Origin of the sequence: Mesorhizobium sp. B264B1B, assembly GCF_020165765.1 — a bacterium.
In the GTDB taxonomy this organism is placed as follows: Bacteria; Pseudomonadota; Alphaproteobacteria; order Rhizobiales; family Rhizobiaceae; genus Mesorhizobium.
Genome location: NZ_JAIUIS010000016.1, coordinates 1 through 16,666, shown reverse-complemented (window position 1 = coordinate 16,666; position 16,666 = coordinate 1). Strand labels below are relative to the sequence as shown.

General features: G+C 64.2%; 15 protein-coding genes. 7 read left to right on the top strand and 8 right to left on the bottom strand.

Going from position 1 to position 16,666, the window contains the following annotated elements; genetic code table 11:
- The first annotated feature begins 13 nt into the window (after nucleotides 1-13).
- Entirely contained in the window at nucleotides 14-544 is a 531-nt protein-coding gene (locus LB547_RS26185) for an NADPH-dependent FMN reductase (protein WP_140524976.1), read from the top strand.
- 3 nt (nucleotides 545-547) lie between these two features.
- On the opposite strand, the gene LB547_RS26180 is transcribed toward LB547_RS26185, so the two are convergent.
- Together LB547_RS26180 and LB547_RS26175 are read right to left on the bottom strand one after the other, a co-directional pair.
- Nucleotides 548-754, bottom strand: coding sequence for a tautomerase family protein (locus tag LB547_RS26180; protein WP_013892236.1), 207 nt, complete (start codon nucleotides 752-754; stop codon nucleotides 548-550).
- A 23-nt stretch (nucleotides 755-777) separates the two neighbouring features.
- Nucleotides 778-1,695: an SMP-30/gluconolactonase/LRE family protein gene (locus LB547_RS26175; RefSeq protein WP_140518068.1), complete on the bottom strand. Its 918-nt coding sequence runs from the start codon at nucleotides 1,693-1,695 to the stop codon at nucleotides 778-780.
- Between the two features lie 308 nt (nucleotides 1,696-2,003).
- Here LB547_RS26175 and LB547_RS26170 point away from each other — a divergent pair, with 308 nt between their 5' ends.
- Nucleotides 2,004-2,171: a hypothetical protein gene (locus LB547_RS26170; RefSeq protein WP_140492852.1), complete on the top strand. Its 168-nt coding sequence runs from the start codon at nucleotides 2,004-2,006 to the stop codon at nucleotides 2,169-2,171.
- 115 nt (nucleotides 2,172-2,286) lie between these two features.
- On the opposite strand, the gene LB547_RS26165 is transcribed toward LB547_RS26170, so the two are convergent.
- Nucleotides 2,287-2,880, bottom strand: a complete 594-nt coding sequence (locus LB547_RS26165) for a hypothetical protein (RefSeq protein WP_140492855.1) — start codon at nucleotides 2,878-2,880, stop codon at nucleotides 2,287-2,289.
- Between the two features lie 44 nt (nucleotides 2,881-2,924).
- The gene (locus tag LB547_RS26160) at nucleotides 2,925-3,542 is read right to left on the bottom strand and encodes a TetR/AcrR family transcriptional regulator (protein ID WP_140524978.1); all 618 of its coding nucleotides are present in this window, start codon (nucleotides 3,540-3,542) and stop codon (nucleotides 2,925-2,927) included.
- Nucleotides 3,543-3,616: 74 nt separating this feature from the next.
- On the opposite strand from LB547_RS26160, the gene LB547_RS26155 reads away from it, so the two are divergent.
- Nucleotides 3,617-4,900 (top strand): MFS transporter, encoded by a 1,284-nt coding sequence (locus tag LB547_RS26155; protein ID WP_140880322.1) that lies wholly within the window; start codon nucleotides 3,617-3,619, stop codon nucleotides 4,898-4,900.
- A gap of 87 nt (nucleotides 4,901-4,987) precedes the next feature.
- On the opposite strand, the gene LB547_RS26150 is transcribed toward LB547_RS26155, so the two are convergent.
- Nucleotides 4,988-5,215 (bottom strand): hypothetical protein, encoded by a 228-nt coding sequence (locus LB547_RS26150; protein ID WP_224518939.1) that lies wholly within the window; start codon nucleotides 5,213-5,215, stop codon nucleotides 4,988-4,990.
- A gap of 253 nt (nucleotides 5,216-5,468) precedes the next feature.
- Here LB547_RS26150 and typA point away from each other — a divergent pair, with 253 nt between their 5' ends.
- Nucleotides 5,469-7,298, top strand: coding sequence for a translational GTPase TypA (gene typA / locus LB547_RS26145; protein WP_140492867.1), 1,830 nt, complete (start codon nucleotides 5,469-5,471; stop codon nucleotides 7,296-7,298).
- 60 nt (nucleotides 7,299-7,358) lie between these two features.
- Here typA and LB547_RS26140 read toward each other — a convergent pair whose 3' ends face one another.
- The gene (locus LB547_RS26140; protein WP_140518065.1) at nucleotides 7,359-7,985 is read right to left on the bottom strand and encodes a DUF1062 domain-containing protein; all 627 of its coding nucleotides are present in this window, start codon (nucleotides 7,983-7,985) and stop codon (nucleotides 7,359-7,361) included.
- Nucleotides 7,986-8,384: 399 nt separating this feature from the next.
- On the opposite strand from LB547_RS26140, the gene LB547_RS26135 reads away from it, so the two are divergent.
- Entirely contained in the window at nucleotides 8,385-8,999 is a 615-nt protein-coding gene (locus tag LB547_RS26135) for a LysE family translocator (RefSeq protein WP_140518106.1), read from the top strand.
- Between the two features lie 3 nt (nucleotides 9,000-9,002).
- On the opposite strand, the gene LB547_RS26130 is transcribed toward LB547_RS26135, so the two are convergent.
- Together LB547_RS26130 and LB547_RS26125 are read right to left on the bottom strand one after the other, a co-directional pair.
- Complete coding sequence (locus tag LB547_RS26130) at nucleotides 9,003-9,326, bottom strand: YciI family protein (RefSeq protein ID WP_140759200.1); 324 nt, start codon at nucleotides 9,324-9,326, stop codon at nucleotides 9,003-9,005.
- Between the two features lie 129 nt (nucleotides 9,327-9,455).
- Nucleotides 9,456-10,019, bottom strand: a complete 564-nt coding sequence (locus LB547_RS26125) for a peroxidase-related enzyme (RefSeq protein WP_140670607.1) — start codon at nucleotides 10,017-10,019, stop codon at nucleotides 9,456-9,458.
- A 135-nt stretch (nucleotides 10,020-10,154) separates the two neighbouring features.
- On the opposite strand from LB547_RS26125, the gene LB547_RS26120 reads away from it, so the two are divergent.
- Together LB547_RS26120 and LB547_RS26115 are read left to right on the top strand one after the other, a co-directional pair.
- Nucleotides 10,155-14,987 carry an NAD-glutamate dehydrogenase gene (locus LB547_RS26120; RefSeq protein WP_140759202.1) on the top strand — a complete coding sequence of 1,611 codons (4,833 nt, stop codon included), beginning with the start codon at nucleotides 10,155-10,157 and terminating at the stop codon, nucleotides 14,985-14,987.
- A gap of 233 nt (nucleotides 14,988-15,220) precedes the next feature.
- Nucleotides 15,221-16,597: an MFS transporter gene (locus LB547_RS26115; protein ID WP_140676173.1), complete on the top strand. Its 1,377-nt coding sequence runs from the start codon at nucleotides 15,221-15,223 to the stop codon at nucleotides 16,595-16,597.
- Nucleotides 16,598-16,666: the final 69 nt, after the last annotated feature.

Below are 16,666 nucleotides of genomic sequence, written 5' to 3'. Positions count from 1 at the left end.
TCAGAGCGTCGCCTTGCTGAACCTCCTTGCCATTTCCGGCAGCCTGCGGGCGGCCTCCACCAATTCGGCCCTGGTCGCGGCACTGGCGTGGAACGCGCCAGAGGGCTGCCGCGTCGCCATCCATGAAGGACTCGGCCTGCTGCCGATCTTCAACCCCGACGACGAGGGTGAGCGGACGCCGTCCGAAGCGTCCAGGCTGATCGATGCCGTCACCGCCGCCGACGGCGTCATCATCTCATGCCCGGAATATGCGCATGGCGTGCCGGGCGGCCTGAAGAATGCGCTCGACTGGCTGGTGTCGCGCGATGCCGCCGTCGACAAGCCGGCCATGCTGGTGCACGCCTCGCCGCGCTCGCTCTATGCCCGCGCCGCATTGGCGGAGATCATGCGCACCATGTCCTTCGCGCTTTATGACGGCGGGCTGGAGATCGGGCTGCTCGGCAAGAAGCCAGCTGAGGTGGAGGCCGTCCTGGGGGAGCAGGCGAACGCGTTGGCAACGCGCGATGCGTTGTCCGCTTTCGCGGATTTCATTCGCGCGCGTTAGCGCCTACCCTTTTCTCAGCGTCTCGACATCGGTCTTGCCGACGTACCAGTCGCGGGCGTTGACCTCCTCGAAGACCACCCAGACATCGTCATTGCCGAGCCCGGTGGCGTCCATGATCGCCGCCGTGACTTTTTTGGCGATGTCGGCTTTCTTGCCGGCCGGATCGGCGGCGATCACTTCCTTGACGATGCGGATGTTGACGAATGGCATGACGATCCTCCCTTTAATTCAGCTCAGTAGGTCTTGGCGCCGTTCACCATCAGCCGGACCATGTAGAGCGAGGTGGTGCCGGCAATGTAGAGACAGTTCAGCTTGGCGCCGCCGAACACGCAATTGGCCGTCACCTCGGGCACCTTGACCTTGCCGATCAGCGTTCCGTCCGGATCGTAGCAATGGATGCCATCGGCGGCGCTGGTCCAGATGCGCCCGGCATCATCGAGCCTGAAGCCGTCGAACAGGCCTGCGGTGCAGTCGGCGAAGACTTTTTCACCCGAGACCTTCTTGCCGCCCTCGCCGACATTGAATACCCGCATATGCGCCGGGTTCTGCGCGCCATGCGTGCGGCCGGTGTCGACGACATAGAGCTTGCTCTCGTCGAGCGAGAAAGCCAGCCCGTTCGGCCTGACCATGTCGGTGATGACAGCCTCGACATCGCCGGTACCGGGATCGACCCGGTAGACATGGCAGGCGCCGATCTCGCTCTCGGCCCTGTCGCCCTCGTAATCGGTGTCGATGCCGTAGGTTGGATCGGTGAACCAGATCGAGCCGTCCGACTTGACCACCACGTCATTGGGCGAATTCAGCCGCTTGCCCTTCCATTTGGCGGCGATGGTGGTGACCGAACCGTCGAACTCGGTGCGGCTCACGCGGCGCCCCGAATGCTCGCAGGTCACCAGCCGGCCCTGCCGGTCGACGGTGTTGCCGTTGGAATTGCCGCATGGCTGCCGAAACACGCTGACGCTGCCGTCGGTCTCGTCGTAACGCATCATGCGGTTGTTCGGGATGTCGGACCAGACGACATAGCGGCCGGCGGCGAACCAGGCCGGCCCTTCCGCCCATCGGCAGCCGGTGAAGAGCTTATCCACTTGCGCATTGCCGTTGAACAGCCGCGCAAAACGCGGATCGAGAATTTCGTAGTCGGCGGCGGCCATTCTTTCCTCCCGGTAACGTTGGCAATCCGGCGGCGATCAAGCCAGCAGGAGATCGATATGGCAAGGTCGGCGGCGATGACATTTCCGCAATTTGTAAGACAAAACGACAGGAACCGGCATTCCCATCACGGAAGGGCAATGCGCCGGCGCCGGGGGTGGCGTTCAGGCGCCATTAACCGGCTATGCACATAGCGCAATGGTGCATTGCAACATCTTCTTTTTGCGATGCACTATTCCTATGTCATGCTCCGTATCGATCAAGGGAGGAAGAAACCGGCCGCCAAATGCGGCCCAGAAGGAAACTCGCTATGATCCTCGACAGCCTCTTGACCCGCGCCCGCAGCAGCATCGCCAAGCGCAAGAACTACAACCGCCTCGTCGCTGAAATCGACAGCTTCTCCAGCCGCGATCTGGCCGACATGCGCGCCGACCGCTCGGAAATGCTTTATCAGGTCCACAAGCAGATCTACGGCTGAGCCCACAACAAGCAGATTCGCGCGCTCCGGGACATTGCTGTTCCTCAACGGTGATGACGAGGGCGCGTGAAAACAGAAGCATTTGACACGTCGGCGAGCGGCGAACGCTTGTCCTTCAATTGTCGACGCGCCCGAAAGCCGGCACCTCGCCGATGACGGTGCGCCGGTCCTTGCCGCAGGCGAAGGACCGTGCTTTCTCGTCGGCAAGCTTGCGCGCCTGATCGTTGGCGGCAGGATTTCCTGTAGCCAGCACCAGTGCGACCGTGCAGCCGTCGCGCGCATCCATTTGCGCGACCTTGGAGACGAGCAGCACGTCGGTGGGTTTCTTCTCGTCTTCCGGATTGCTGATCGAGCGGCGGTGAATGACCGCGAACGGCACCGCCTTGTCGCCGTCGGTCTCGATGCGCCACTCGATCCTGGCGCCTGAGGAATTGAAGCCGGAGAAACTTTCCCAGACCGATGTCATGTCGCCGCCGGGCGGGAAACCATAAAACAGCGATTCGCGCGCATCGTCATAGGCGATCAGCACCGGATAGCCACGATAGCCCGAACAGGCGAGGTCGGCCCAGTCGCCATCACCGTCCCCGGCCTGCGCATAGGTGACGCAGTCGTTCTTCCAGTCGAGATCGGTGTAGGCGCTCGATATCTCGCCGGCATGGGCTGCCCGGCAGACGCTGGCGAGAACGAGCGGAAGAACCAGGCTGCGCATCGCGGACATCTCCGTTGAAGGTCGCAGCAGCCTATCGCCAAACACTATTTCTTCAAGCTCGCCTCGATCAGCAGATCGGCGTTGATCGCCACCGACGCCGCCGGGCCACCGGCGCCGAACAACTGGCCGCTGATATAGGCGCCTTCGATCAGAAGCAGCAGACCGTCGCCCAGCGTGTCGGCGTCGGCGGCATTCATCGCGGCGGCCATGGCGCGCAGGCGGCGGCGCAGTTCCTGCTTGTTGTCCTCGCTCACCACGCGCGCCGGATGGCCGCGCTCGGGATATTCTACGGCCGCATTGGTCATGCCGCAGCCGCGATAGTCAGGCTTCTGCGTGCGCTTGCCGACGCGGGTCAGGAAGGCTCGGATTTGCGCGCGCGGATCGCCGGGATGGGCGTTCACCGCCTCGTCGAAGCGTTCCCAGAATTCGAGGTCGTATCGGCGCAGATAAGAGGCGGCCAATTCGTCCTTGGAGGGAAAGCTGCGATAGAGGCTGGGCTTGGTGACCCCTGCGCGCCTGACGATCTCATCGACGCCAATTGCCCTGATGCCTTGCCGGTAAAACAGATCGCGCGCCACGCCGAGTATCTTTTCCGCCGCCTTTGGCGGAGCCGACGCGTGAGCGCTGCTGATGGACGGTTCAATTTTATTGTCTGGTGGCATTCGCGGTCTCGGTTGACACTGTTACCGATCGGTACGTATACATGTTTCCACCCTGCAACGTACCGGTCAGTAACATGCTAGCTCAATCCCGTCCGTTTGGCCAGCGCTACGCTTTCGTCGTGGTCGCCGTCATCTTTCTCTGCCTGCTGATCGCGGCCGGCTTGCGCTCCGCGCCAGCCGTCATGATGCTGCCGCTGGAGGAAAGTTTCGGCTGGCGGCGCGACGTGGTGTCGCTGGCTGCCGCGGTCGGCATCTTCCTCTACGGCCTGACCGGGCCGTTTGCCGCCGCGCTGATGGAGCGGATCGGGCTGCGGCGCACGCTGCTTGCCGCGCTTGTCGTGATGTCGGCCTCCACCGCGCTCAGCCTGCTGATGACCAAGCCATGGCATCTGCTGATTACCTGGGGCGTGTTTTCCGGCGTCGGCTCCGGCGCGGTCGCCACCGTGCTCGGCGCCACCATCGTCAACCGCTGGTTCAAGACCAACCGCGGCCTCGTCATGGGCTTGATGTCGGCCTCCAGCGCCACCGGTCTGCTGGTCTTCCTGCCGCTGCTGGCCTCGCTGGCGCAGTCGGGCGGCTGGAAGCCCGTCGTCACCGCCATCTCCGTCGCAACGGCCTGTCTCGTGCCGCTGGTGCTGCTGCTGGTGCCGGAACGCCCGGCATCGATCGGCATGGTGCGCTATGGCGCGGAAGCCGATGACGTGCCGCCGGTACCGCCGGCGGCACAAGGCAATTTCCTGACCCACACGCTGACCACGCTGCGCCGCGCCGCCGGCACGCGCGTCTTCTGGTACCTGTTCGCCACCTTCTTCGTCTGCGGTTTCACCACCAACGGGCTGGTCGGCACGCATCTCATCGCATTTTGCGGCGATATGGGCATCAACGAGGTGCAGGCGGCTGGCCTGTTGTCGATGATGGGCATTTTCGACCTGATCGGCACCACGCTGTCGGGCTGGCTCACCGACCGTTTCGATCCGCGCAAGCTGCTCGGCGTCTATTATGCAATCCGCGGCCTTTCGCTGATCTATCTGCCCTATTCCGGCTTTTCGGCGACTAGTCTGATCATCTTCGCCGTGCTTTACGGTCTCGACTGGATCGCCACCGTGCCGCCGACGCTGCGGCTCGCCAATGAAGCCTTCGGCGACCGCAGCGGCCCGATCGTGTTCGGCTGGATCGTCGCGGGCCATCAGGTGGGCGCGGCAACCGCCGCCTTCTTCGGCGGCACCATGCGCGAACTGCAAGGCAATTACGAACTGGCCTTCCTGATCGCCGGCATGACCGCGATTGCCGCCGCCTGTATCTCGCTCCTGATCAACACCAGCCGGCCGGCGTTCGACCCGGAGCCGCAGGCGGCGTAGTGCGCCTTCGGACGAGGGGCCGTCGGTCAGATTGGCGATCTTTCAATAAGGGGGAGATCGGCAGCTTCGCCAACGGCGCGCAGCCGATCAGTCGGGATAGCAGACTATCGGAACGTTGGGCCAAACCGCGCTATCGCAGTTGGCGCTTTGCTGCCTTTGCTTGAAGGCCGCGCTGACCGGCCCCGTCACCACCGGATCGACGCCATCGGGCGCATCCGCAAAGACCTGTTCGGCGCTCGGGATATCGCTCGGCAGAGCGGGCCGCGCTTCCTTGAGCGTCGCCGCGGATTGAGCGGCGCCGGCAGCCAGCAGCACGGCGAAAGCCGCAGTTGCGAGAATCGGCCGAAATTTGACGACTGCGTTGGTCATGGTGTTCGAACTGCCCGGGCCCGCAAAAGGTTCCCGCCTTGGTTAACAAAACCATTTCACATGGCGATGCTTAAGATTTGATGATTATTTGGTGTCGCGCTTCCTCTTTCGCAAATGCGAAAAACCCTGTATGAGCCGCGCAACACGAAAGAGGCGGCGCCTTTTGGCCTGCTGCCTGCAACGCTCCCGAGACCAGATCATGAACCTCCGCAATATCGCGATCATCGCGCACGTCGACCATGGAAAGACCACCCTTGTCGACCAGCTTCTGAAACAATCCGGCGCCTTCCGCGACAATCAGCGCGTCGCCGAACGCGCCATGGATTCCAACGACCTCGAAAAGGAACGCGGCATCACCATCCTGGCCAAGGCGACCTCGGTCGACTGGAAGGGTACCCGCGTCAACATCGTCGACACCCCCGGCCACGCCGATTTCGGCGGCGAGGTCGAGCGCATCCTGTCGATGGTGGATTCGGCGATCGTGCTGGTCGACGCCGCCGAAGGCCCGATGCCGCAGACCAAGTTCGTCGTCGGCAAGGCGCTCAAGGTCGGCTTGAAGCCCATCGTCGTCATCAACAAGATCGACCGGCCGGACGCCCGCCATGTCGAGGTGGTCAACGAGGTGTTCGACCTGTTTGCCGCGCTCGACGCCACCGACGAGCAGCTCGACTTCCCGATCCTTTATGGTTCGGGGCGCGACGGCTGGGTCTCGGAAAATCCGGAAGGTCCCAAGGACCAGGGCCTGTCGCCGCTGTTCGACCTCGTCCTCAAGCATGTGCCCGCGCCGACCGTGCATCCCGGCCCGTTCCGCATGATCGGCACTATCCTGGAAGCCAATCCGTTCCTCGGCCGTATCATCACCGGCCGCATCGAGAGCGGAACGCTGAAGGCCAACCAGGCGGTCAAGGTGCTGCATCATGACGGTACCCAGATCGAAACCGGCCGCATTTCCAAGATACTGGCCTTCCGCGGCCTCGAGCGCCAGCCGATCGAGGAAGCGCAGGCGGGCGACATCGTCGCCATTGCCGGCCTGTCCAAAGGCACCGTCGCCGACACGTTCTGCGACCTGAGCGTGAGCGAGCCGCTGCACGCGCAGCCGATCGATCCGCCGACCGTGACCATGTCTTTCCTCGTCAACGATTCGCCGCTGGCCGGCACGGAAGGCGACAAGGTGACCAGCCGCGTCATCCGCGACCGCCTGCTGCGCGAAGCCGAGGGCAATGTCGCGCTCAAGATCGAGGAATCGCCTGACAAGGATTCCTTCTTCGTGTCGGGCCGTGGCGAATTGCAGCTTGCCGTGCTGATCGAGACCATGCGCCGCGAGGGCTTTGAAATCGCCGTGTCGCGGCCGCGCGTGGTCATGCAGAAGGGCGAGAACGGCGAATTGCTGGAGCCGGTCGAGGAAGTCGTCATCGACGTCGACGAGGAGCATGCCGGCGTCGTCGTGCAGAAAATGTCCGAGCGCAAGGCCGAGATGGTCGAATTGCGCCCCTCCGGCGGCAACCGCCAGCGCCTCGTCTTCCACGCGCCGACGCGCGGCCTGATCGGCTACCAGTCGGAACTCTTGACCGATACGCGCGGCACCGCCGTGATGAACCGGCTGTTCCATGCCTATGAGCCCTATAAGGGCGAACTGCCCGGCCGCACCAACGGCGTGCTGATCTCCAACGAGCAGGGCGAGTCCGTCGCCTACGCCATGTGGAACCTGGAGGATCGTGGCCCGATGGTCATCGATCCGGGCGTCAAGGTCTATCAGGGCATGATCATCGGCATCCACTCCCGCGACAACGACCTGGAAGTGAACGTGCTGAAGGGCAAGAAGCTGACCAACATCCGCGCCGCCGGCAAGGACGAGGCGGTCAAGCTGACACCGCCGATCCGCATGACGTTGGAGCGCGCGCTGGCCTGGATCCAGGACGACGAGCTGGTCGAGGTGACACCGAAGACCATCCGCCTGCGCAAGCTTTATCTGGATCCCAACGAGCGCAAGCGCTTCGAGAAATCGTCCAAGGCCGTCGGCGCCGCGTAATTTCTGCTTTCTGATCGTATCCGGGAGGGGCGGAGCACCAGGTGCTTCGCCCTCTGCCGTTCATCCCCTGGCGGCAGATATGATGGCCTGCCGGTCGGGTTCGCCGGCCAGATCGACGCGGACCGTCGTCCCGTCGCGTGCCGGCTTGCGCAAAGCCTTGGCCCCGTCGCAATCGACAACCAACAGGCCTTTCTCCTCCAGGGCTTGAAGTCGCGACCGTGAGATGCCGAGTTCGTTGGCGAGCAAACGATCGAGCCGCAGCGATATCGGGATTTCGAGCCCGAGCCGGAGCTCCAGCACGCTTGCAGCTTCGCTTGTCCCGCCAAGCGCCGTCTTGTGCACGTCGACGTCGGGAAACTCCTCGACACGCCACACCTGGCCGCGCAGTGCGGTCACATCGAATGCATGGCGCCGGGCAAGTGCTGCATCGTTGCTCTCCAGCGCCCGCAGCAGCGCCGGCTCGATGTCGCGGCGGTTGCGGCGCTCAAAAATGCCGAAATTCCAGGAATTGTCGCAGTTGATACAACGATAGATCAGCCAGGCGTCAATGCGCTTCCCGTTGGCGTTGACGCGGAACTTTCCGCTGCTGCGATAGGCTTTGACGCCGCCGCAGCGATTGCAGGTGATCAGGGGACGTGGTGCGGTTTGAGGCGCGACCGTCCAGCGGATGCGCAGAATAGAAGACATGCCGATATGCCCTTCCCGTCGGGAAGTTCATCAGGTCGGCAATGTCGAGATGCCCAGGCGGGCGCGGCGTGGCGGTAGGCTGCGGTTCTTGGGATCAGGCGTCGCGGCGCATGCGACAGCGGTTCAGCAGTGCCAAACCGGTCTCGAACCGCCGCCCAGAGGAACACATGAAATGGAAAAAGGCACCGTTGTGGCGGCGCCATGCATTGTGTCAGGGGAGTTGACGAGACCGGCGGTTACGTAGGCAAAGTGAAGCTCGAAATTGTTTCGCGGCGATCTATCTAGCCGCGAGATGCCGGGCCGGCAAGCATGTTGATGCTACCGAAGCTCGATCGCTTGCGCTAATGTCTGGCATTGCTAATGTCTGGCATTGAAGGTTTTCAAGCCGAGATCCTCGCCATGCACCTCACCTCGCTCCTGATCTTCGCCGCCGCGCTCTTCGTGGCCGCCGGTTCGCCGGGTCCTTCGATCGCGGCACTCGTCGCCCGCGTCATCGCCAAGGGATTTCGCGACGTGTTCCCGTTCCTGCTCGCCATGTGGATCGGCGAGGGCATCTGGCTGTCCCTGGCGGTGTTCGGGCTGGCGGTGGTGGCGCAGACTTTCCATTTCGCTTTCGTCATCGTCAAATGGGTCGGCGTCGCCTATCTCGCTTACCTCGCCTGGAAGATGTGGACCGCGCCTGTCGAAGCGAAAGAAGGCGAGATGCCGCGCGAGGACTCGCCCGGCAAACTGTTCTTCGCCGGCATGGCCGTGACGCTCGGCAACCCCAAGATCATGATGTTCTACCTGGCCTTGCTGCCGACCATCATCGACCTTGCTTCGGTGACGGTGGTTGGCTGGCTCGAGCTGACGGCGACCATGGCGGTGGTGCTTGTTATCATCGACCTTGCCTGGGTGCTTGCCGCCGCCCAGGCGCGCAAGCTCCTGAAGAGCAAGCGCGCCATGAGAATCGCCAACCGCGTCAGCGCCACCACCATGGCCGGTGCAGCCGCGGCGATCGCGGCGCGCTCGTGACCGTCACATCGTTTCGACGATCGGCGCGATCTCGACGCTGAAGGCCGGGTTCATCAGGATCGGGCAATCCCTGGCCTTGGCGACGGCATCGTCGATGTCCCTGGCTTCCACGATCGTGTAGCCGGCGGTCGGGTTGCTGCCGCCATTGTTCTCGACCTTGCCGTCGGGCAGCACCGTCTTCGACATGCCGACCGGATTGCCGCCATCGATCACGGCCGAGCCGAGCTTGCCGTACCAGCCGTTCCAGGCATCCATCGCGGCTTTGCGTTCGGCCTCCTCGGTCGGCATCTTGCCGGAGCCGTGATAGACATAGAGAAATTTCGCCATGTTCTCCTCCCTTGTCGGCGGCATCGAACCGGCATGCGGTCATGCCGCCCGGCGATCATCGGACCAAACCGGCAAACAAGCAATGAGAATGAGCGATAGCTAATATACTGCCGAGTCAGGCCCTGATCGTCACCTTGCCATGGCGTGGTACTCGGGGTTCGGGCGCATATCGATTGCCGCCGCCACCCGGTTCGACATGTTGAAGAAGGCGGCCGTGGAGGCGATGTCCCAAATGTCGCGATCGGTGAAGCCGGCCATACGCAGGGCCGCGCGGTCGGCTTCGACGATCTTGGCCGGCTCCTCTGTCAGCTTGACCGCGAATTCCAGCATCGCGACCTGCTTCGATGAAAGATCGGCGGCGCGGAAATTCATTACCATCATCTCGCCGAGCGAAGGGTCGCCCGACAGCTGCCGCACGGCGGCGCCATGCGCCGTCAAGCAGTAGTAGCAATGGTTGATGGAGGAGACAGCGACCGCGATCATCTCGCGCTCCAGCTTCGACAGGCCTGAATCACCCAGCATCAGATCATTGTACATGTCGGTGAAGGCACGCAGCTTCTTGTCGTCGAAGGCATAGGCGCGCAACACGTTGGGGACCAGGCCGAGCTTCTCCTCGCATTTGGCGAAATAGGTCCTGGTCGCATCGCTCAGTTCAGCGGCGGCGAGATCGAGCGCGGTGATCCTGTCGGTCATGGGCATTCCTCCTCGTTTGTCGCCGGCTGCCGCCGAATTGCGATAATTCTTGGCACGCCGTCAAACCTTTGTCGCCAAATAGCGGTCATCTGCTACATAGTCCGCAAAAGCATACGACGGGAGGAAAGAAGCATCATGGCCAGCGTGAAATCGGCGAGCAGGTCGAAGAAGAAAGCCACGGCGATGCCGAAGACGCAGGAAAGGCCGGCCAGGCTTGCCGACTACCTGCTCGCCCGCGCGCCGGCGGAAGACATTGCCGCCTATGAGGTGGCCGACCTCGAACGCGCCGCGGATCTCGCCGGCCGCGCGGTCGCCGGTCACAAGAAGGGCGCGTGCGCCGTCGCCGTCGATACCGATTCCGGCGTCGTTCGCGAGGGCCGACCCGTCACGATCGTCACCGTCGTCAACGACAATATGCCTTTCCTGTTCGATTCCATACTCGGCGAGATCACCGAGAGTGCCGGCGAGCCGACCCTGGTCACCCACCCCGTCATCACCGTCCGCCATGGCAAGGACGGCGTCGAGGAAATTCTCGGCGACGGCAATTTCGCCAGGGACGACGGCAGCCACGACCGGCTGAGCGTCATTCACGTCCATATTCCCCGGCTGACCCCGGAGCAGGCGAACGGCTTGGCCGAGCGGCTGCGCAAGATACTCGGCCAAGTCCATTCAGCCGTCAGCGACTGGAAGCCGATGCTGGCCCGCCTCGACCAGGCGATCTCGGAATTCCGCTATTCGGCGGTACCCCTGGACAAGAAGAGCGTGGCCGAGGCGATCGCCTTCCTGGAGTGGCTGCGCGACGACAATTTCACTTTCCTCGGCATGCGCGAATTCACATATGTCGGCGGCGAGGAAAGCGGCACGCTGGAGCGTGCCGACAAGCCTGGCCTGGGCATATTGTCCGACCTGGACGTGCTGGTGCTGCGGCGCGGCACCGAAGCGGTGACGACAACGCCGGAGATTCGAGCCTTCCTGCATGGGCCGGAGCCGCTGATCGTCACCAAGGCCAATGCCAAGTCTTCCGTGCACCGGCGCATCTATCTCGATTATATCGGCATCAAGACCTACACCGCCAAGGGCGCTCTGGCGGGCGAACTGCGCATTGTCGGCCTGTTTACGTCGACCGCCTACACGCGCTCGGTGATGAAGATCCCCTATCTCAGGTCGAAGGCCGAAACCGTCATCGCCAAATCCGGTTTCGACCGGCACGACCACTCCGGCAAGGCGCTGATCAACGTGCTGGAGAGCTATCCGCGCGACGAGCTGTTCCAGGTACCGGTGCCGATCCTGAGGAAGCATGCCGCGGCCATTCTGGGCCTCGTCGAGAGGCCGCGCGTGCGGGCACTGGTGCGCGCCGACCAGTTCGACCGCTTCGTCTCCATCCTCGTCTTCGTGCCGCGCGACCGTTACGACAGCGTCGTGCGCGAGAAGGTCGGCACCTACCTCAAGACGGTGTTCGAAGGCCGACTGTCGGCCTACTACCCGGCCTTCCCGGAAGGCGGGCTGGCGCGCGTGCATTTCATCATCGGCCGCTCCGGCGGCAAGACGCCGAAGGTCGAACAGGCAACGATCGAGGCGGCGATCCGCGACATCGTGCGCACCTGGGAGGACGCCCTTTCTGAGGCGGCGGAAACCAGCGGCAGCGACCCGGCGCTGAAGAGGATCGCGGCACGATTTCCGGAAAGCTACCGGGACTCCTTCAGCGCCGGTGTGGCGCTGGTCGATGCCGGGCGTATCGCCAAGATCAGCGCCAGCAATCCGATCGCCATCGATTACTATCGCCATGCCGAGCAGAAGCCGCACCAGGCGGCGCTGAAAATCTATCACCATGGCAGCCCCGTGGCGCTGTCGCGGCGCGTTCCGGTGCTGGAAAATATCGGCTTCCGCGTCATCAGCGAGCGCACCTTCGAGGTCGGCGACGACAAGGCCGGCAATAGGGATCAGCCCGGCATGATCAATAGTGATCAGCCCGGCACCGTCTTCATCCACGACATGGAGCTGGAGAACAGCTACGGAAAGCCGATCGACCTCAGCAATGGCGGCGCGCTGTTCGAGGACGCGTTCCTGTCGGTGTGGCGCGGCGACGTCGACAATGACGGCTACAACGGCCTTGCCCAGACCGCCGGCCTGTGGTCGGGCGAAATCACCATCCTGCGCGCCTATGGGCGGTATTTGCAGCAGGCCGGAATTCCGCAGAGCCAGGATTTCATCGCCGCGGCCCTCAACCGCTATCCCGAGATCGCACGCGGCCTGCACGCGCTGTTCATCGCCCGGCTCGGCCCGACAGCCGAGACGGAAGGCGTGGTGGCGGCAAAGCATCTCAAGGCCAAGATCAGGGACGCGCTGGAAGACGTTCCCAACATCGACGACGACGCCATCATCCGCCGCTACCTCAATCTCATCGAAGCCTCGCTGCGCACCAATCATTTCGTTGCCGATACGAAAGCCAAGGGCCAGTCGCTGGCGATCAAACTCGATTCGCGTTCGGTCGACGGATTGCCCGAGCCGCGACCGTGGCGGGAAATCTTCGTCTACGGCTCTGAGGTCGAGGGCGTGCATCTGCGCTTCGGTCCGGTGGCGCGCGGCGGCCTGCGCTGGTCGGACCGCGCCCAGGATTACCGCACCGAGGTGCTCGGCCTGGTCAAGGCACAGCAGGTCAAGAACGCGGTCATCGTGCCGGTCGGTGCCAAGGGCGGATTCTATCCGAAGAAGCTGCCGATGAGCGCCGGCCGCGACGCCATCTTCGAAGCCGGTACCTCGGCCTACAAGAACTTCGTTTCCAGCCTTTTGTCGATCACCGACAATATCGGCCTCGACGGCGTCATCCCGCCGGCCGGCGTTGTCAGGCGCGACCAGGACGACCCCTATTTCGTCGTTGCCGCCGACAAGGGCACGGCAACTTTCTCCGACACCGCCAACGCCATCAGCGAAAGCCATGGCTTCTGGCTTGACGATGCCTTCGCCAGCGGCGGTTCGGCCGGCTATGACCACAAGAAGATGGGCATCACCGCCAAGGGCGCGTGGGAGGCGGTCAAGCGGCATTTCCGCGAGATGAACCGCGACATCCAGACCACGTCCTTCTCCGTCGTCGGGGTGGGCGACATGTCGGGCGACGTGTTCGGCAACGGCATGCTGTTGTCGCCGAAGACAAGGCTGATCGCAGCCTTCGACCACCGCGACATCTTCATCGATCCCGATCCCGACATGGCGGCGTCAATGGCCGAGCGCCAGCGCATGTTCGCTCTTCCCCGTTCGAGCTGGCAGGACTACGACAAGAGCAAGCTCTCCGAGGGCGGCGTCATCGTCTCGCGCGGCCAGAAATCGATCACCTTGCCGGCCGCCGCTGCTGCTGCTATCGGCCTCAACAAGACGACCGCCACGCCGGTCGAGATCATGAGCGCCATCCTCAAGGCGCCCGTCGACCTCTTGTGGTTCGGCGGCATCGGCACGTATTTGCGGGCCTCGACCGAGACCAACGCCGAGGTCGGTGATCGCGCCAACGACGCCGTCCGCATCACCGCGCTCGACGTGCGCGCCAAGGTGATCGGCGAGGGCGCCAACCTCGGGGTGACGCAGCGCGCGCGCATCGAATTCGGCATGAATGGCGGGCGTTGCAATTCCGACGCCATCGACAATTCGGGCGGGGTCAACTGTTCCGACGTCGAGGTCAATATCAAGATCGCGCTGGCGTCCGCCATGCGCAAAGGGTCGTTGACCCGCCCGGCGCGCGACAAGCTTCTCGCCGAGATGACCGGCGAGGTCGGCGAGCTGGTCCTGTCCAACAACTATCAGCAGACGCTGGCGCTCTCCATCGCCCGCAAGCGCGGCCTCGCCGACATCGCCCACCAGGCCCGCTTCATGTCGGCGCTGGAAGCGCGCGGCCTGCTCGACCGCACGGTCGAGACGTTGCCTTCGCCGGCGGCCCTTGCCGAGCGCGAGGCGCGCGGCGAGCCGCTGACCAGGGCCGAGCTCGGCGTGCTGCTCGCCTATGCCAAGATCGTGCTGTTTTCCGACATCGTCGCAAGCGACGTGCCTGACGAGCCGCATTTCGACCGCGACCTGATGGGCTATTTCCCCGACCGGATGGCGAAGAAATATGCCGCCGAGATCCACGGCCACCGCCTGCGCCGCGAGATCATCGCCCGGGTCGTAGCCAATGAGCTGGTCAACCGCGGCGGTCCCTCCTTCGTCAACCGGTTGCGGGAAGCAACGGGGCGCACCGCCGCCGACGTGGTGCGCACCTTCGCCGTGGTGCGCGACGGCTTTGCCTTGCCGGCGCTTTACCGCGAGATCGACGCACTCGACAATCAGATCGACGGCCAGATGCAGCTCGATCTCTACCAGGCGGTCAGCCGGCTGATCTACGTGACCAGCGGCTGGTACTTGAAGAACGACGCCGGCACGGCGCCGCTTGCCCAGCGCATCGCCGAATTGCAGGAGGCTCGCAAGGCGCTGGAGCCGAAACTCGTTTCGCTGCTCCCCGATTATTCGCGCGAACGGATCGACGAGAAGCGGCATGGACTGTTCAAGGCCGGGGCGCCGGACAGGCTGGCAGCGCAACTGGCGCTGGCCGATGTGGCGGAGCTGATCCCCGACATCGCGCTGACGGCGCGAACGGCAGGCGCCGACATCGTCGCCGCGGCGAAGGCCTTCTTCGCGGTCAGCGACGCCTTCCGTATTCCGCGCGTCGAGGAGGCGGCCCGCTCCATCACACCGGCGGACTATTACGACCAGCTCGCCCTGTCGCGCGCCACCGACACGATCGGGACCGCGCGGCGCGGCATCGCGGTGGCGGCACTCGTGAACCACGCCGGGGCAGCCGACCCGGTGGCGGCGTGGCTGGAGGCCGGCGGGGAGAGGATCGGCCGCACCCGCGAACGGCTGCAGGCGCTGACCGAGGGCGGCGACATCACCGTGTCGCGGCTGTCGGTGGCATCGGGCCTGATGAGCGATCTGACGGGGATGTGAGCCATCGCCTGACTTACCCTCGCCTAGGCGGGGAGGCGGCGCCGGCCCTCACCCGGACCTTCGGTCCGACCGTCGCACAAGGGGCATAGGGTTGGCGCCCTTGCTCCGTTAATCTGAATGAAGGCGGGTAGGCCAAAGAACGGCGGCGCGACTCGTGTTCGTTTGCATGACCAGCGGAAAACATGCAGACATGGGGTGAACCGCCCAACGAAACGAAGGCGACCGGAGGGGACATGGCCGAAGTAGCAGTGCAGCGGGCGTCCGGGCGCGGCATCTGGGGGTGGATGTTGTTCGACTGGGCGGCGCAGCCCTTCTTCACGGTCGTCACCACCTTCATCTTCGGCCCCTATTTCGTTTCGCGCATGGCCAGCGATCCGACCACCGGCCAGGCCGTCTGGGGCTACGGCATCGCCGCGGCCGGACTGGTCATCGCCATGCTGTCGCCGATCCTCGGTTCGATCGCCGACCAGACCGGGCCGCGCAAGCCGTGGATCGCCTTCTTCGCGGCGATCAAGATCGCCAGCCTGGCGCTGCTGTGGCTCGCCGCGCCCGGCTCGAACCTGTTCCTGATCGTGGCATTGTTCTCGCTGGCCTCGGTGGCGGCTGAATTCTCCACCGTCTTCAACGATTCCATGATGCCGCGCCTGGTGCCGAAGAGCGAGATCGGCCGCATCTCCAACATGGCCTGGGGGCTTGGCTATCTCGGCGGTATGATCGCGCTGATCTTCGTCGTGCTGTTCCTGGCCGGATCGCAGGAGACCGGCAAGACCATCATCGGCCTCGACCCGCTGTTCGGGCTGGACCCGAAGCTCGGCGAGGATGCCCGCGCCACCGGGCCGCTGTCGGCCGGCTGGTATTTCCTGTTCATCCTGCCGATGTTCCTCTTCACTCCCGATGCCATCAAAGGCATCCCGATCAGGCCTGCGGTGCGCGAAGGCCTGTCGGAGCTGAAGTCGACCTTGGTCGAGGTGCGCAGGCGCGGCGGCATCTTCCGCTTCCTCGTCGCCCGCATGATCTATCAGGACGGCGTCAATGCGCTGCTGGCGCTCGGCGGCACCTTCGCGGCCGGCATGTTCCAGTGGTCGATCACCGAGATCGGCATGTTCGGCATCATCCTCAACGTCGTCGCCATCTTCGGCTGCTGGATCGCCGCGCGGCTCGACACCGCGCTCGGCTCCAAGGCGGTGGTGATGATCGCGCTGGTCATGCTTTCGGTCGCCACCATCGGCGTCGTCTCGACCGGCCCCGGCTTCACGCTGCTCGGGCTTATCCAGCTCTCGACCACCGATTCCGGGGGCCTGTTCGGCACCGCCGCGGAAAAGGCCTACATCCTCTATGGGTTGCTGATCGGGCTCGCCTTCGGGCCGGTGCAGGCGTCATCGCGGTCCTATATGGCGCGCAGCGTCACGGCGTCGGAATCCGGCCGCTATTTCGGCATCTATGCGCTGGCCGGGCGCGCGACCAGTTTCCTGGCGCCGTTCCTGGTGGCGACCATCACGGCGGTGAGCGATTCGGCGCGGCTCGGCATGGCGGTTATCATCCTGTTCCTGGCCATAGGCATGGCGATCCTGATCAGGACGCCGTATCCGGCGGACCGGGCGGCGGAGTGATTTACCCTCCCCCTTGTGGGGAGGGTCGATCCGCGAAGCGGAGCGGGGTGGGGGACGGCGTTGGGGGGG

Coding starts and splice junctions, on each gene's coding strand:
- LB547_RS26180 (WP_013892236.1), bottom strand. CDS start 754: ATGCCATTCGTCAACATCCGCATCGTCAAGGAAGTGATCGCCGCCGAT.
- LB547_RS26175 (WP_140518068.1), bottom strand. CDS start 1,695: ATGGCCGCCGCCGACTACGAAATTCTCGATCCGCGTTTTGCGCGGCTG.
- LB547_RS26170 (WP_140492852.1), top strand. CDS start 2,004: ATGATCCTCGACAGCCTCTTGACCCGCGCCCGCAGCAGCATCGCCAAG.
- LB547_RS26165 (WP_140492855.1), bottom strand. CDS start 2,880: ATGCGCAGCCTGGTTCTTCCGCTCGTTCTCGCCAGCGTCTGCCGGGCA.
- LB547_RS26160 (WP_140524978.1), bottom strand. CDS start 3,542: ATGCCACCAGACAATAAAATTGAACCGTCCATCAGCAGCGCTCACGCG.
- LB547_RS26155 (WP_140880322.1), top strand. CDS start 3,617: ATGCTAGCTCAATCCCGTCCGTTTGGCCAGCGCTACGCTTTCGTCGTG.
- typA (WP_140492867.1), top strand. CDS start 5,469: ATGAACCTCCGCAATATCGCGATCATCGCGCACGTCGACCATGGAAAG.
- LB547_RS26140 (WP_140518065.1), bottom strand. CDS start 7,985: ATGTCTTCTATTCTGCGCATCCGCTGGACGGTCGCGCCTCAAACCGCA.
- LB547_RS26135 (WP_140518106.1), top strand. CDS start 8,385: ATGCACCTCACCTCGCTCCTGATCTTCGCCGCCGCGCTCTTCGTGGCC.
- LB547_RS26130 (WP_140759200.1), bottom strand. CDS start 9,326: ATGGCGAAATTTCTCTATGTCTATCACGGCTCCGGCAAGATGCCGACC.
- LB547_RS26125 (WP_140670607.1), bottom strand. CDS start 10,019: ATGACCGACAGGATCACCGCGCTCGATCTCGCCGCCGCTGAACTGAGC.
- LB547_RS26120 (WP_140759202.1), top strand. CDS start 10,155: ATGGCCAGCGTGAAATCGGCGAGCAGGTCGAAGAAGAAAGCCACGGCG.
- LB547_RS26115 (WP_140676173.1), top strand. CDS start 15,221: ATGGCCGAAGTAGCAGTGCAGCGGGCGTCCGGGCGCGGCATCTGGGGG.